This window comes from Pseudarthrobacter scleromae, assembly GCF_014644515.1.
GTDB lineage: Bacteria > Actinomycetota > Actinomycetes > Actinomycetales > Micrococcaceae > Arthrobacter > Arthrobacter scleromae.
The window spans coordinates 172,203-187,339 of the sequence record NZ_BMKV01000005.1 but is presented as its reverse complement, the minus strand read 5'-3'; the positions used below and the strand labels follow the sequence as shown (position 1 = coordinate 187,339).

The 15,137-nt window shown below is 66.4% G+C and carries 12 protein-coding genes; 7 read left to right on the top strand and 5 right to left on the bottom strand.

Going from position 1 to position 15,137, the window contains the following annotated elements; genetic code table 11:
• Positions 1-3: 3 nt before the first annotated feature.
• On the top strand, positions 4-1,029 hold the full coding sequence (locus IEX33_RS14130) for a LacI family DNA-binding transcriptional regulator (protein WP_174176318.1): 1,026 nt from the start codon (positions 4-6) through the stop codon (positions 1,027-1,029).
• Between the two features lie 29 nt (positions 1,030-1,058).
• Here the strand turns inward: IEX33_RS14130 and IEX33_RS14125 are convergent, their stop codons facing one another.
• From IEX33_RS14125 to IEX33_RS14115, 3 genes are read right to left on the bottom strand one after another with little or no spacing between them, the layout of a single operon-like run.
• Positions 1,059-2,012 carry a carbohydrate ABC transporter permease gene (locus IEX33_RS14125; RefSeq protein WP_188731187.1) on the bottom strand — a complete coding sequence of 318 codons (954 nt, stop codon included), beginning with the start codon at positions 2,010-2,012 and terminating at the stop codon, positions 1,059-1,061.
• Positions 2,009-3,094, bottom strand: a complete 1,086-nt coding sequence (locus tag IEX33_RS14120; protein ID WP_188731185.1) for an ABC transporter permease — start codon at positions 3,092-3,094, stop codon at positions 2,009-2,011. Before IEX33_RS14120 ends, IEX33_RS14125 begins: the two co-directional genes overlap by 4 nt.
• Before the next feature lie 12 nt (positions 3,095-3,106).
• Positions 3,107-4,804: an extracellular solute-binding protein gene (locus IEX33_RS14115; RefSeq protein ID WP_188731182.1), complete on the bottom strand. Its 1,698-nt coding sequence runs from the start codon at positions 4,802-4,804 to the stop codon at positions 3,107-3,109.
• 195 nt (positions 4,805-4,999) lie between these two features.
• Between IEX33_RS14115 and IEX33_RS14110 the strand changes: the two genes are divergently transcribed.
• Positions 5,000-7,957: a glycoside hydrolase family 3 C-terminal domain-containing protein gene (locus IEX33_RS14110; protein WP_229675391.1), complete on the top strand. Its 2,958-nt coding sequence runs from the start codon at positions 5,000-5,002 to the stop codon at positions 7,955-7,957.
• Positions 7,958-7,978: 21 nt separating this feature from the next.
• On the opposite strand, the gene IEX33_RS14105 is transcribed toward IEX33_RS14110, so the two are convergent.
• Both IEX33_RS14105 and IEX33_RS14100 read right to left on the bottom strand, forming a co-directional pair.
• Positions 7,979-8,833 carry a DMP19 family protein gene (locus tag IEX33_RS14105; RefSeq protein WP_188731180.1) on the bottom strand — a complete coding sequence of 285 codons (855 nt, stop codon included), beginning with the start codon at positions 8,831-8,833 and terminating at the stop codon, positions 7,979-7,981.
• A gap of 101 nt (positions 8,834-8,934) precedes the next feature.
• Entirely contained in the window at positions 8,935-10,050 is a 1,116-nt protein-coding gene (locus IEX33_RS14100; protein ID WP_188731179.1) for a LacI family DNA-binding transcriptional regulator, read from the bottom strand.
• Between the two features lie 184 nt (positions 10,051-10,234).
• Here IEX33_RS14100 and IEX33_RS14095 point away from each other — a divergent pair, with 184 nt between their 5' ends.
• The 5 genes from IEX33_RS14095 to IEX33_RS14075 all read left to right on the top strand — a co-directional run bounded on the left by IEX33_RS14095 (position 10,235) and on the right by IEX33_RS14075 (position 15,033).
• Entirely contained in the window at positions 10,235-11,101 is an 867-nt protein-coding gene (locus IEX33_RS14095) for an ABC transporter substrate-binding protein (RefSeq protein WP_188731725.1), read from the top strand.
• A gap of 87 nt (positions 11,102-11,188) precedes the next feature.
• Positions 11,189-11,977: an amino acid ABC transporter permease gene (locus IEX33_RS14090; protein WP_104186508.1), complete on the top strand. Its 789-nt coding sequence runs from the start codon at positions 11,189-11,191 to the stop codon at positions 11,975-11,977.
• On the top strand, positions 11,974-12,747 hold the full coding sequence (locus IEX33_RS14085) for an amino acid ABC transporter ATP-binding protein (protein ID WP_229675390.1): 774 nt from the start codon (positions 11,974-11,976) through the stop codon (positions 12,745-12,747). Before IEX33_RS14090 ends, IEX33_RS14085 begins: the two co-directional genes overlap by 4 nt.
• Positions 12,747-13,790 (top strand): Gfo/Idh/MocA family protein, encoded by a 1,044-nt coding sequence (locus IEX33_RS14080; RefSeq protein WP_188731177.1) that lies wholly within the window; start codon positions 12,747-12,749, stop codon positions 13,788-13,790. Before IEX33_RS14085 ends, IEX33_RS14080 begins: the two co-directional genes overlap by 1 nt.
• A gap of 61 nt (positions 13,791-13,851) precedes the next feature.
• A complete protein-coding gene (locus tag IEX33_RS14075) occupies positions 13,852-15,033 on the top strand; it encodes an NAD(P)/FAD-dependent oxidoreductase (protein ID WP_188731721.1) in 1,182 nt (393 codons plus the stop codon).
• The last annotated feature ends 104 nt before the right edge of the window (positions 15,034-15,137 follow it).

The following is a 15,137-nucleotide window of genomic DNA, read 5'->3' as shown; positions in this document are numbered from 1 at the left end:
GATATGAGTAATCGAAAGGCTTCAACGGCGGCGACCATCAGTGACGTGGCCAAAGAGGCGGGGGTTTCCACGAGTACCGTGTCCTACGTGATGAGCGGGAACCGTCCCATATCGAAAGAAACCCGCGAAATCGTCGAAGCGGCGATGCGGCGGCTGAAGTACAGTCCCCGGTCCAGTGCCCGCGCCCTGGCCTCCAGCCGCTCCAATGTCCTGGGGCTGGTGGTGCCCCTCCGCGCGGATGTCAACGTGGGTGTGGTGATGCAGTTCGTCACCGCCGTGGTGACCACCGCCCGGACGTTCAACCAGGACGTCCTGCTCCTGACCCAGGACGACGCCGGCAGCATTGAGCGGGTGACGTCCCAGTCCATGGTGGACGGCCTGGTGATGATGGACATCGAGGCCCGCGATCCGCGCATCCCCGTGCTGGCCAAGCTGGACAAGCCCGCAGTGCTGATCGGCATGCCGGACGATCCGCGTGGCCTCAGCTGCGTTGACTTCGACTTCGCCGGCGCCTCCCGCACCGCGGTCCGCCATCTGGTGGAGCTGGGCCACCGCGGCATCGCCTTCATCGGTTCCCCGCCCGCCTCGCTGCGCCGGCACGCCACCTATGCGGACCGGGCCCTGCGCGGTTTCGAGGAGGCATGCCGGGAACTTGAGGTCACGCATGTTTCGGTGGCCTGCGAGGCGAACTCCAAGGACCTGGCCCGCGCGCTGGACAAGGTCTTCGCCGGTCCGGAGGCCATCACCGCCCTCCTGGTGCACAACGAGGGACTGCTGCCCATCCTGCGCGAGAACCTCGCCGCGCACAGCCTCTCCGTCCCGGAAGACATCTCGGTGGTTGTTATTGCCCCCGCCGATGTGGCCACGTCCGCCTTCCTGCCCTGGACGGCGGTGTCCATCCCCGCGATGGACATCGGCCGTGCCGCCGTGGAGATGGTGATGGACCGGCTGAGCCTGGCCAAGCCCGCCGAGCTGCGGCTCATCGCCCCCACCCTCTCCGAGGGGGCAAGCACCGCGGCGGTCCGCTGAAAGCTGCCGCAGCGGGGACACGGGAACGCTCATCCCTTGACCGCGCCGATCATCACGCCTTTGGTGAAGTGCTTCTGCACGAAGGGGTACACGATCAGGATGGGGATCATGGCGAGGACGATCACGGCCATCTGCAGCGCCGGGCCGGCCGCCGCCCCGGTGCCAACGTCCACTTGGCCGGGCACCGAAACACCCTGGAGCACGTAGGACCGGAGCACCACCTGCAGCGGGTTCATGGAGCTGTCATTGATGTAGAGGATGGCGTTGAAGAACGCGTTCCAGTAGCCCACCCCGTAGAACAGGGCGATGACGGCGGTAACGGCCTTGGACATGGGCAGCACGATCTGGGTGAGGGTGCGCCACTCGCTGGCGCCGTCAATCCGGGCGCTGTCCAGGATTCCCCGGTCGATGCCCATGAAGAAGCCGCGCAGGATGATGATGTTGAACACCGAGATGCAGCTGGGCAGGATCAGCGCCCAGTAGGTGTTGATCAGGCCCAGGCCGGACACCAGCAGGTACGCCGGGATGATGCCTGCGCTAAAGAACATGGTGATCAGCAGGGTGAACAGGATGGGCGTGTGGGCGAAGGACCCCGGCCGGGACAGTCCGTACGCGCAGAGGATGGACACCACCATGCTTAGGGCCGTTCCGGTGGCCGTGACGCCTACGCTGACCAGCACCGCCCTGGTGACCACCCCGCCGTTGAGGATCTGCTGGTAGGCGGCGAAGGAAATTTCCCCGGGAACCAGGACCAGTCCGCCGGCCTGCATGATGGTGGCCTGGGAAGAGATGCTGGTGAGGACAATCGTGTACAGCGGCCCCAGGACCGCCAGGACGACGACGGCGAGCACCCCGATCTTGCCGGCCTTCGCCGCCGCTCCGGGTTCTTCGTCCCAGATGGGGCGTTCCGGTTTGGTGCGCGGCTGCCTGGGTGGTTTGGCGGCACTGGCTGGAGTGGGCGCCTTGTTGGTTAGTGTGCTCATTTGGAATAGACACCGCTCTCACCGAAGATGTGGGCAACTTTGTTGGCAGTCAGGATCAGCGCCAGGCTCACCAGGCCCTTGATCAGGCCGGCGGCGGCAGCGTAGCTCCAGTCGCCGTTCTGCACGCCCGTGTAGTACACGAAGGTGTCCAGGACCTCGGAGGCCTCGGCACCCACGGCGTCCCGCTGCAGGATCATCTGCTCGAAGCCCACGGTCAGCGAGTCGCCCAGCCGGAGGATGAGCAGCAGAACGATGACGCTGCGGAGCCCGGGGAGTGTGACGTGCCACATGCGCTTCCACCGGCCGGCACCGTCCACCGCCGCTGCTTCATACTGCGCGGGGTCGATGGCACTGAGGGCCGCGAGGAACACGATGATGCCCCAGCCTGCGTCCTTCCAGACGGCCTGAGAGGTGAGCAGGAACAGGAACGTGTCCGGGTTGGTCATGATGTCCACGGCCTGCCAGCCGTTGGCGCGCAGCGACTGGTTCAGCAGCCCGGCGCCGCCGAAGATCTGCTGGAAGACGGAGACCACCAGCACCCAGGAAAAGAAGTGCGGCAGGTACACCACGGCCTGGATGGCTGCCCGCAGCCGCGGGTTGACCAGGGAGTTGAGCAGCATGGCCAGGGCGATGGGGATTGGGAAGAAGAACACCAGCTGGAACGCCGTGATCACCAGCGTGTTCTTGACGGCCAGCCAGAAGTCGGGGTCCGCCAACACCCGCGCGAAGTTGTCCAGCCCCACCCAGGGGCTGGCCGGAATCCCCACATACGGGGAGTAGTCCTGGAAGGCCACCACGTTGCCCAGCATGGGCAGGTACGCGAAAATCGCCAGCAGGATCACGGCGGGCAGTGCCATGAACACCAGGGAGCGGTCCCGGTTGAACCGCAGTTTGAGGTTGGCCTTCGGCCTCAGGGGGAGGGCCGTGCTGCCGGCAGTTGCCCCGCCGCCACCTGAGCCGCCGCCCTGCCCCGGGGCACCCAACCCGCCGGCCGCCGTCGTATGTTCTGCCGAGTGCCCACGGGCCGGCGCCGCGGCGACTTCCTGCCGCGGCGCTGGTGTGCGCTCTGTTCCGGTGCTCATCCTCGCCATCTCCTAGGCCAGGAATCCGGCATAGAAGTCCCGGAGTTCGTCGCCGCCCTTGCTCTTCCAGGTGGCGAGTTCCGCGTCGAGGTCCTTCATGCTCTTGCGGCCGCGGATAATGTCCTTGGCAAGGTCGTCAAACGGCTTGGACAGTGAGCCGAACTTGGCCGGCTCCTGGATCTGCATGCCGAAGAAGGCGTCCTCCACAACGTTGGGTGCCTGGCGTGCCTCCCACTCGGACTGGGACTGCACCAGCCCCGGGTACTGGACCATTGAGTTCACGATCGGGGCGTTCACCAGGAACGCGTAGGTGCTGGTGACTTCCTCGGTGCCCTTGGCCGTGGCCTTCGGGATGCCCTGCGCATCCCTGGTGAAGTGGACGCCCTCCACGCCGTTGTTGATCAGCACGTTCTCCTCGGTGCCGAAAGGGGCCGCCATGAAGTTGGCCAGTGCCAGCATCTCCTCCACCTTGGCGGGGTCCGTTTTCTTGATGAAGCTGAAGATCGCTGCCGGCTGGGCCCGGAACAGGGTGGGCTTGCCGCCGTCCGGCGCGAAGTAGTCCATGGGCTGCATGTTGAACTTCGGATTGGACGGAAGGACGCGGGCCAGGGCCTCGTGCCAGGAGCCCATGCCGTCGGAGGCCATCAGCGAGGCGCCGGATTCGAAGCGCTGCTTGGACTGCTGCGCGTTGCCGGCCACGGCGTCCGGGTGGACTGAGCCGTCGGCAAACAGTTTCGCCGTCCATTCAAGGGCGGCCCGGTACTCGTCCGTTTCCACCTTGTTCTGCAGCTTGCCGTCCACCTGCTTCCACTTGGGGACCACGCCGTGCATGATCTGCGCACCATTCCAGACGTCTTCTGAACCCCAGCGGTTCTTGGATTCGTCCGTGAGTTCCTTGGCCAGCGTGCGGTATTCGTCGGCGGACGTGGGCGGCTTGACGCCGAGTTCCTCGAAGAGGTCCGCGCGGTAGAAGATGGCGTCCGAGATCAGGGCGCCGGGGTAGGGCAGCCCGTAAAGGCCGCCCTCGAAACAGCCCATCTTCCACGCGGCCGTCGGAATGTTCGCCAGGTTGGGGTATTTGTTGACTTTGTCCCCTGCGATGAATTCGGAGAGGTCCTGGAAGACGCCCGCGGCCGCCTGCCCGAAGCGCGGCGGCAGGTTCCATCCCGGAATGACCATCCAGTCCGGCACGTCCTTGGGCGAGGCGAGGACTGTCTGCACCTTGTCCGCGTAGGCGTTGCCATCGTTGACCTGGAAGTTGATGGTGGCGCCGAGCTTTTCGTTGACCGCCTTGTAGTAGCTGTTTTCCGGCAGCGCAGGCGGGACGGCCCACCAGGCGGGCGTCATGGCCGTGTAGGTTCCGCCGCTTCCGGGAGGCGTGGGCACGGACTTGACCAGGGACGAGGGGATGCTGGTGAAGCCCGGCGTGGAGCCGTTCACGGAGGGGATGTCCGGGGTGACCAGTTCGAGGGGCTTGTAGGCGGGCACCAGCTTGGCCACCGTTTCGGCCAGGCTTCCGGAAGTGGCTGCCTGCGGCGCGGCGCCTCCCGAGCAGGCCGTCAGCGCTGCAGGGGCTGCCGCCAGGAACACCGCACCGCTGAGGATGCCGAGGAAGGAACGGCGGTTGACGCCGCCGGAGGCCTCGTTGAGCAGGCGGCTGGCGGATTTATGGGGGCGTCCCCTTGACGGGTCTACCTGGGAACCGAGCATGACAGCACTCCTTTGTGTGTGAGCCAATGAGGGAAGATTCAATGATTCATCGAACCGATTCGACTTGGATCAGGGTATGACACCAGCACTGGATCCGGCAAGGGCAAAATGTGTTGCGCCTCACAAGCGGGAGTGCAACACTGGGTGTCGCCAGAATTTGTATAAGCGATTCGATAACCTGCTGATTGGACTGCCGTGCGTCTAGAACCCGCCATCCTTACCTCCCCTGCCGCTGACGCGGCGGGTGACGACATTGTTGGCGCCACCGGCGGCGGCACGGCGGGCGCGGACGGACACGCTGCAGATCTGGCCCACCAGATCCTCCGCACGCTGTCCCTTGAGCAGAAGGTGGCCATGCTGCACCAGCACGCCCCGGCTGTTCCGGAGCTGGGGCTGGCGCCTTTCCACACGGGCGCGGAGGCCGCGCACGGTGTTGCCTGGCTGGGGCCGGCCACCGTCTTTCCGCAGCCCGTGGGCATGGCCGCCACTTGGGATGCGGACCTGATCGAACGGCTCGGCGAGGCCACGGGCCTTGAGCTCCGCGGGAAGAAGGCGGAGGATCCGTCCGTGGGCCTGAACGCATGGGCGCCGGTGGTGAACCCGCTCCGGCACCCCTTGTGGGGGCGGAACGAGGAAGGCTTCTCCGAGGACCCGCACCTCACCGCGCAGCTGGCCGGCGCCTACTGCCGCGGCCTCAAGGGCAGGGACCCGCGCACCTGGCTGACCGTCCCCACCCTCAAGCACTTCCTCGGCTACAACAACGAGCTGGACAGGAACGTCACCTCCAGCACCCTCAGCCCCCGCGTCCTGCACGAATACGAACTTCCGGCGTACCGCTCCCCCATCGAGGACGGGGTGGCGGGGGCGGTGATGCTGTCCTACAACCTGGTGAACGGCCGGCCCGCCCACGTCTCCGACCTGGTGCAGTCCGAGCTGCGGCAGTGGCGCAACGGGGAGTCGGTCACCATTGTGACGGACGCCGGCGCGCCAGGTTCCCTCTTCCGGGCGGAGAAGTATTTCGACGACGGCCCGGCAGCCTACGCGGCCGCCCTCCATGCCGGGGTGGACAGCTTCACGGACGACGGCGACAACCCGGCGCCGTCCATCGCCTACCTCAACGAGGCGCTTGAGAAGGGGCTGATCGGCGAGGACGACGTTGACCGGGCGGTGCTGCGGCTCCTTATGCTCCGGGCCAGGACCGGCGAGTTCACGCCGGACAGTGATCCCTACGCCACCATCGGGGCGGACGCCATCGGCGCGGCCGCCCACGTCCGGCTGGCGCGGGAAGCAGCCGCCAAATCCGTGGTGGTGCTGCGCAACGTTGCCGCGACTGGGGCCACCACCGACGCCGGCGCCGGCCTGCTCCCGCTGGGCAGCGAGCCCGGAACCATCGCCGTCATCGGAACCCTGGGGTCACGGGTGCTGAGCGACTGGTACAGCGGAACCCTGCAGGACGAGGTCAGCATCGCCGACGGGCTGGCCCGCCGCTACGGCGGAAGCACGGGAGCCGGCGTCGTTGCCGAGGAGGGTGCCGACGTCGTGGCCCTGCGGAGCGTCCGGACCGGCGGGTACCTGGGCGGGGCCGGCACTGCCGTCCTCACTGCCCAGGTTGCTGCACCCGGCGAAGCGGAGCGGTTTATCGTCAAGGACTGGGGCAAGGGTGAGCTGACCCTCCGGTCGGAACTGACCGGGAAGTTCGTGACGGACACCGGGGACGGGTACCTGCGCGCCACGGCAGACCGTGTGGGCGGCTGGGTTGTGCAGGAGACGTTCCGGCTGGACCGCGCCGCGGACGGCACGGCCGCGCTGCAGCATGTGGGGACCGGGAAATGGCTGCGGATTGAAGCCGGCACGGCGAGCGCAGCCTTGGTTTCGGACGCCGGCACGGCCGACCGCTTTGTGCTCCGTACACTCAAGTCCGGCCACGAGGCCGCCCGGCAGGCCGCCGCGAATGCCCGCACCGCCGTCGTGGTGGTGGGAAACGATCCCCATCTCGGAGGCCGGGAGACGCTGGACCGCACCACCCTGGAGCTCCCGCTGGCAGACCAGGAACTGGTCCGCGTGGTGCGTGAGGCCAACCCGCGCACTGTGTTGGTCATTGTGTCCTCCTACCCTTATGCCCTCGGCGCGCTCGCCGATACGCCGGCCATCGCCTGGACGTCCCATGGCGGGCAGGAGCTGGGCAACGGGGTGGCGGATGTGCTGAGCGGTGACACGGAGCCGTCCGGGCGGCTGCCGCAGACCTGGTTCCGCCGGGACGCGGACCTGGCGGACATTCTGGACTACGACATCATCACCTCCCGCTCCACGTACCTCTACAGCCGCGCGGAACCCCTGTTCGCACTGGGGCACGGCCTGACGTACGGCGAGGTGCACTACGAATCTGTGGCCCTGCGCGAACTGCGGGGTGAAGGCCCCCAGGGCCCGGACCAGGCGGAACTGGCGGTGGAGCTGCGCAACGCCGGCGCCCGCCCGGCGTGGGAACTGGTGCAGGTGTACGCGTCCGCCCCGGGCCACCGCTTCGACTTTCCCCGCCGGCTCCTGGTGGGCCACCAGCGGGTGGAGGTCCCGGCTGGAGGCACGGCCACGGCAAGGGTCCGGGTGCCGCTCGAGAGGCTTGCCACCTACAGCGTGGTGGAGGAGCGGATGCTGGTGGAACGGGGAACCTACCAGTTCCTGGTGGGCGCGTCCGCGGAGGATCTTCCGCTGGCAGTGCCATTCACCGTGGCGGGAAGTGCCGGAGCAGGGCGCCGCTCCGGGCGGTGGTTCCGGGCTGAGAACTTCGACTCCTGCACCAATCTGGCCCTGGTGCCCGAAACGCCGCTGGCCGGCACGGCGATCGCGCCGGCGGACACTACCCGGCCCGGCTGGGCGCTCTACCGCGGCTGGGAGCCGGCCCCTGCCGACGGCGGTCATGAGGTGCTGCTTGAGGTGGTTTCCGGCGAACCTGCGGGGCCTGCCGGCCTGGTCCGCATCCAGCTGCCCGGCCCCGCGGATACCTGGAACACCGCGGGCAGCGCCAGGGTTGCCGCGGGGTTCAGCGGTGGGTTGCAGATCCAGCTTCGCTCCGGCACAACATTCCGCGAGCGCGGCGGCGCCTTCCGGCTGGTGCTGGAAGGCGCCGTAAAAGTCACCCGGGCGCAGCTGGCGTAGCCGCGGCCGGCGACGGCCGTCCTAGGCGTCGGCCATCTCAGCGTCCGCTTCTTCGAACTCCACGGCTGCCACGATTTCCTGAGTGTCGGGGTTAATCATGAAGGCCTCGTCGTCCTCCTCGACCATCAGGAACCCGCCATGGTCGGTCGAGAAATGCCAGGCCAGGGCACGTTCGCCGTTGTGGACGTAGTTGGGGTCGCCCATGGTGATCTTCAAAAGTTCGTACCCGGCAATGCTGCAGAGTTCACGGATGATGATCTCGAAGTCGGGCGTGTGCTCCAAGGCCTCGGCGTCCGCCTGTGCCTGGCGCTCCGGCAGATCGGGAATCATTGACGCAAGCCGCTCGATGTAGGCGCCAACCTCCTCGTCGTCCAGTACCAGGAGCTCGGCCTGGCCGCGGAGCCAGGCGGCATTGAGTGCCGTGATGTTCTCCCGTTCCAACAGCTCCTCAAACTCGCCGTCGAGCTCCTCCATCCGGAGGACGCCGTCGGGAACTTCCTCGGAGTCCTCATCCAGGCCGCCGTCCAGGTAGCGCTCCTCGTCTTCTTCGGACAAGTCATCAAATGCCTCGACTGCCCGGTTGAAGAGGTCAAGATGGGCAGGGGCGCCCATGCCCGCCATGCCTTCGCGGACCAGGGTGTCCGTTTCGGAGCGGTCGACGGCGGTGAAGACGTACTGCGCGAAGCCGCCCTCCAGTGCCTGGGTCAGATAGAAATCCACGTAGTAGCTGCGGACGGCGACAGGCGACATCTCTTCGGTCCGCAGCAGGGCGGCGTGCATGGCATCCACAATGCCGACGTTCGACTCCACGACGTCCTCGTCGCTGGAGTCGATACTGCTGCTGGTCAGGACGACGGGCTGCTGGCTGGTGATCATGGCAATCCTCACGGCTGGTACGGGTGGTGCTCGGAACGATTTTCACGCTACGTGGACCGGGCAGGCTCGCCGTTGAGGGGGAAATGAACGTCCGGCGAAGTTTACGTCGCCGGCAGGTTTTCCTTCCGCAGGCCGTCGTGGCCGCCCTTGCCGCCGGACGGGCCGCCCACCGAGCCGCGCTTCACGAGGGTCGCGGCGAATTCGGGTTTGGCCGCCGGCGCTTTCCTGCCCTGGATCTGCCGGATGAGGGCCTCAGCGGCTGCGACGCCCATCTCGTACACAGGCTGCGCGATCACCGTCAACGGAGGCCTGGTGAGGCGGGTCCAGGCGAAATCGTCGTACATGAGGAACGAGACATCATCCGGAATAGCGAGGCCGAGGTCCTGGATGGCCTCCACAACACTGAGCCCGATCAGGCCGTCAGAGGCGATGATGGCCGTTGCAGGGTCCGGCTGCTGCAGCAGTTCACGGGTGATCTTCTTGATGGTTTCCGGTCCGTCGGCGTTGAAGCGCACCAGATCGTCGGGTTCCTTGAGGCCCGCATCCCGGAACGCCCGCATGATCCCGTCCCGCCGGTCCGAGATCTGGGAAGAGCCCAAGGACAGGCCCGTGGCGTAGGAGTCATTCGTCCGAAGCGTGGAGATGAAAGCGATCCGGCTGTGTCCGGCCTCAATCAAATAGCGGGTTGATTCATGGGAAATGCCTTCCATGTCCACGGCCACCGTGTCCACATCCAGCCCTTTGGCCGTGCGGTCCAGCAGGACCAACGGCCTTCCGGAATGGTGGACGTCCCGCAGGTGCCGGGTTTCAACGGAGGAAGCGGGGGCAACGATCAGGCCGTCAACCCGCTTGTCCAGCAGCACCCTGACGGCGTCCACTTCCGCCGCCCAGTCCTCATCCGTATTGACCAGGATGACGTTGAAGCCGCTCTTCTTGGCGGTGTCGGTGATCCCCCTGGTGGCCAGGCCGAAGTGCGGGTTTTCGATGTCGCCCACCACCACGCCGATGGTGTTTGATTTTCCCGTGTTCATGCTGCGGGCAAGCTCGTTGGGCCGGTAGTTCAGCTCTTCCGCGGCGGCCTGCACCCGTTCCCGCACGTCATCACTCACTGCACCGTAATTTCCCAGGGCACGGGCCGCCTGGGCCTTGGACACCTGCGCGGCCTTGGCGACATCGGCAACGGTGACGTCGCGTCGACGGGAAGCATCAGTACTCATGTCGGCCTTTCGTAATGGACCCTTGACGCCCTTAGTGGCGTCGGTTACATTTCTATCCATCGATGTGAGTCCGGTCTCAATCGTAGGCATTGAGACCGGACTCAGCAAGGGTTTCCGGCAAACCCGCCACGGCGGATCTTGATCCTCCATCTCCCGCTTCCTCACGATTGGAAAACTCGCTGTGATTACTCGAACCACTGTGCGCCCCGCGGCGCTCATTGCCGCTGCTGTTGCCGCCGTCCTGGCACTCTCCGGCTGCGGCGGCTCCTCATCAGCCTCATCCTCGCCGGCTGAAAACCCTTACGGCCTCATTGAGCCCGGGTCCATCCGGGTTGCAAGCCTGGGCGATTCGAAGCCCTATACGTTCACGGATGCCCAGGGTAAGTTCACCGGCTTCGACGTGGAACTCTTCACGGACGTTGCCTCCCGCGCCGGCGTAGACGATGTGGTCTTCACCGGGCAGGACTTCTCCGGCCTGCTGGCCGCCGTGGCCAACGGGCAGTTCGACGCCGGCGTGGCCGCCATCGGCATCACGGACAAGCGCAAGGAAACTGTCGATTTTTCCGACGGATACCTGGCCGGCTACCTCACCGTCATCACCACCAAGTCCTCCGGCATCAGCAACGCCGACGGACTTTCCGGAAAACGCCTGGGCGTGGTGCAGGGAACACTGCAGGAAGCCTATGCAGTGAAGAATTTCACCTCCGCCAGCCTGGTGCGGTTCCCGGACAACAACACGGCAGTCTCCGCCGTCAACAGCGGTTCGGTGGATGCGCACTTCCTGGACTATGAGGCCGCCAAGTCCTACCAGGAACAGTTCGGCCTTGTCAGCGCCGCGGACATTCCGTCCTTCGACGCACCGGCCGGGTTCGCCGTCGCCAAGGGCAAGACCGCCCTCAAGGAGGCCCTCAACAAGGGCCTGGCCGAAGCGATGGAGGACGGCACCTGGAAGAAGCTCTACGAGAAGTGGTTCCCGGGTTCCCCGATGCCCGAGCAGTACCTCCCGAAGGCAGAACAGACCGCAACCCCGGCCCCGACAGCAAGCAAGTAGACCACGGGCATGTCCGGGCGGGCCGAACGCTTCCACGCCAAGGCCCGCCCGGCTGCTACCGGAACAACTAACACCTGAGAGCATTCAATGGACTGGCTCAACACCATCATCCGCACCTTCTTCGACTTCGGCGCCATGGCTGAAGTCCTGCCCCAGCTCCTGGCGGTAGGCCTCCTCAACACCCTCATCATCTCCGTCGCCGCCACCGTCATCGGCGTTGTCCTGGGCATGGTGGTGGCCGTCATGGGCATCTCACCGTCCAGGTGGCTGCGCATCCCGGCCCGCATCTACACGGACCTCTTCCGCGGCCTGCCGGCCATCCTGACCATCCTCCTGATCGGCCAGGGCTTTGCCCGCCTCAGCCAGTCGATCTTTGGCCCCTCGCCCTACCCCCTGGGCATCATCGCCCTCAGCCTGATTGCCAGCGCCTACATCGGCGAAATCTTCCGCGCCGGCATCCAGAGCGTGGACAAGGGCCAGGGCGAAGCATGCCGCGCCCTGGGCATGAGCTACGGCAAATCCATGGCACTTGTGGTCATCCCGCAGGGCATCCGCCGCGTCCTGCCTGCCCTGGTGAACCAGTTCATCGCCATTGTGAAGGACTCCTCCCTGGTGTACTTCCTCGGACTGCTGGTCAGCGAACGCGAACTCTTCCGCGTGGGCCAGGACGCCGCAGTGCTGTCCGGGAACCTCTCCCCCCTGGTCATGGCGGGCATCTTCTACCTCATCATCACCGTGCCGCTCACCCACCTTGTCAATTACTTCGACACCCGCTTCCGCACAGGAAAACGCCGCCCCTCGGCCCCCACCAGCGGCCTCAACGAAGTCAAGGAACTGGACGCGGCCTCACCGCTCACCACCGGGAGCAACACATGATCACCAGCACCAGCACGAATACCACCGCTGACATCGAAACCTTCCACGGCTCCAGCCTGGAGCTGAAGAACCTGACCATGGCGTACGGGGACATCGAGGTCCTCCGCAACGTCAGCCTGGCCGTGGCGCCGGGCACCACCACCTGCATCATCGGGCCGTCCGGCTCAGGCAAGTCCACCCTCCTCCGGGGCGTGAACAGGCTGCATGAGCCCAAGAGCGGTGACGTTGTCCTCGCCGGCGAAAGTGCGCTGAAGGTCAACCCGGACATCCTGCGCAGCCGGATCGGGATGGTGTTCCAGCACTTCAACCTCTTCCCGGACCACACCGCCCTGGAGAACGTGGCCCTCGCCCTCTGGAGCGTCAAGAAGATGTCCAAGGCGCAGGCCAGGGAACGTGCACACCGCCGCCTGGCCGAAGTGGGCCTCGCCGAACGCGCCGACCACCGCCCCCGGGACCTTTCCGGCGGGCAGCAGCAGCGCGTCGCCATCGCCCGTGCCCTCGCCATGGAACCGGAAGTGATGCTCTTCGACGAGGCCACCAGCGCCTTGGACCCCGAGCTCGTCAAAGGAGTCCTGACCCTCATGGCCTCGCTCGCCAAGAGGGGAATGACCATGGTGGTGGTGACGCATGAGATGGGCTTTGCCCGGAAGGTGGCGGACCAGGTGGTCTTTATGGACGAAGGCGAAGTGGTGGAAGCCGGCACCCCGGCGGAGATCTTCGACAACCCCCGCAGCGAGCGCCTCCAGCGTTTCCTCTCCGAGGTCCTCTGATGGGGTCCGCAGGACGGGGACCTATCCGTACCGCCATCGTTGGCTTTGGCATCTCGGGACGGGTCTTCCATGCACCCCTCATTGAGGCAGACCCGTCCTATTCACTCGATGTCATTGTCACCGCGGACCCGGATCGCGCCGCAGCAGCGGCAGCCCGCTACCCAAAGGCGCGCATCGTGCCGACGGCGGAGGCCATGTTCGCGCTGGCGGCGGACCTCGACCTGGTGATCCTGGGAACCCCTCCGGCCACGCACTTTGGCATCGCTTCGACGGCGATCGCCCACAAACTTCACGTGGTGGTGGACAAGCCGTTCGTCACCACCTCGGCCCACGGGCAGGAACTCGTGGCCTTGGCGTCCGACGCCGGCGTGCAGCTGACGGTCTTCCAGAACCGCCGCTGGGACGCTGATTTCCTCACCCTCAGGAAGCTCCTCCACGAGGGAGCGCTGGGCGAGGTCCGGACCTTCGAATCCCGGTTCGAATGGTGGCGCCCCGAGGGGTTCGGGAACTGGCGCGATTCCGCCACCACAGCCGAGGGCGGAGGAATCCTCCACGACCTGGGTGCCCACCTCATCGACCAGGCCATCCAACTGTTCGGCCCCGTGGCACGCAGCTACGGCGAAACAGCGCGCCAGGGCCTGAACCCGGATGCGGCCGACACGGAAGCGTTCGTGTCCCTGCTGCATGACTCGGGCGTGCGCTCCCGGCTGTGGATGAACGGCATGGCCGCCCAGGCGGGTCCCCGGTTCCATGTCCTGGGCTCCCACGCCGGCTACACAAAGTGGGGACTGGACGGCCAGGAACCCGCGCTCGACGCCGGCCTGCCACCGTCGGACCCGGCATATGGCGTTGAGTCCCAGGAGTCTTGGGGGCTCCTGGGAGTCGACGGCGCAACACGCGCCGTGCCCGCCGAGCAGGGCGCGTATCCCCAGTTCTACCGGCTTCTCGCCGGAGCCCTCCTGCACGGTGGGCCGGTCCCAGTTGACCCGGCAGACGCCGTCGACGTCCTGAAAGTCATTGAAGAAGTCCATGCCCTCGCCTGACGTACCGCGCCACGGCACATCTTCCAATTACCTACCTTCCAACCCAGGAAAGCGAGTGACCATGTCCTCCACCAGCCCCGCCAGGAAAATCGCCGTCATCGGCGGCGGAATCCTTGGCGTTTCCACCGCCGTCCATCTGGCAAAGGGAGGCGCGCACGTCACACTCGTCACGTCAGGCCCGTTGGCAAGCGGAGCCTCCGGCCGCTCCATCGCATGGCTCAACTCCTCCGGCGCCCGCTCCGCCGAGTACCACTACCTGCGGATGCTTGCTATCGACCGCTACCGCACCTGGAGCGCGCACCACCCCGAAAGCCGCGACTATCTGAGGTTCGATGGTGCGCTGAAATGGGCAGGCCCGGACGAAACCTTCCGCGACACCTTCGCCTTCGAGCGTTCGGGCGGATACCACTCCGTCTGGGTTGACAGCAGGGACGTGGCCCGGATCGCCCCGGATGTGGATGCCGCTGCGGTTGCCGACGAGGGTGCCATCTATAACCCTGGTGAAGGCTGGGTCAACATGCCCGACTTCATAACGGCGTTGGCTTCCGAGGCGGCGGAGAACGGGGCGGTGATCATCAAGGATGCCGGGGATGTTCGGGTGGATGTGCGGGACGGCGCCGCGGGCGGCGTCATCCTCGGCGACGGGACGCGGCTGGAAGCCGACCAGGTGGTGCTGGCAACCGGCGGCGAGGTCCCGGCCCAGCTCGCAGCCCTTGGTGTAACGGTTCCAGATGCCACGCCGGCCGCCTTCGTGGTGTTCACCGAACCGCTCGACGTGAAAGTGCAGACCGTGCTGAACACCCCGCGCGTCGCTGTGCGGCCCATGCCTGACGGCAGGCTGGTACTTGACGCGGACTGGGCAGAGCAGTCTGTGATCATCGAAGATGACGGATCCTTCACGGTTCCCGAGGAGTCCGTCCAGGGCCTGCTCGAGGAAGCCTCGAAGGTACTCGCGGGGAACCCCCGGCTGACCGCCCAGCGGGTGGCTGCAGGCCTGAAACCCATTCCCGGCGACGGTGAACCGGTGGTGGGCCCGGTGTCTTCGATACCGGGCCTGCACACGGTTTTCACCCATTCGGGCGCCACGCTGGGGCTGATCCTCGGTGAGCTCCTCGCGGAGGAAATCCTTACCGGAACCCCCTCTCCCGTACTCACCGCCTTCCGGCCTGACCGGTTCGACGCCGGCGCCCCCTCCCGCGAGGCCGTGGGGACCGGTGCTTGGGCGCCGGTGCACCAGAGCTGACAGGCCGGGAGGTGGTGCGGGCCGAAGCCCCACCACCTCCCGGGCTGGCTGCGGCATTCCGCTGCAGTTGCCTCCCTGGTTGTCCATGTGATCCCACCCTGCCG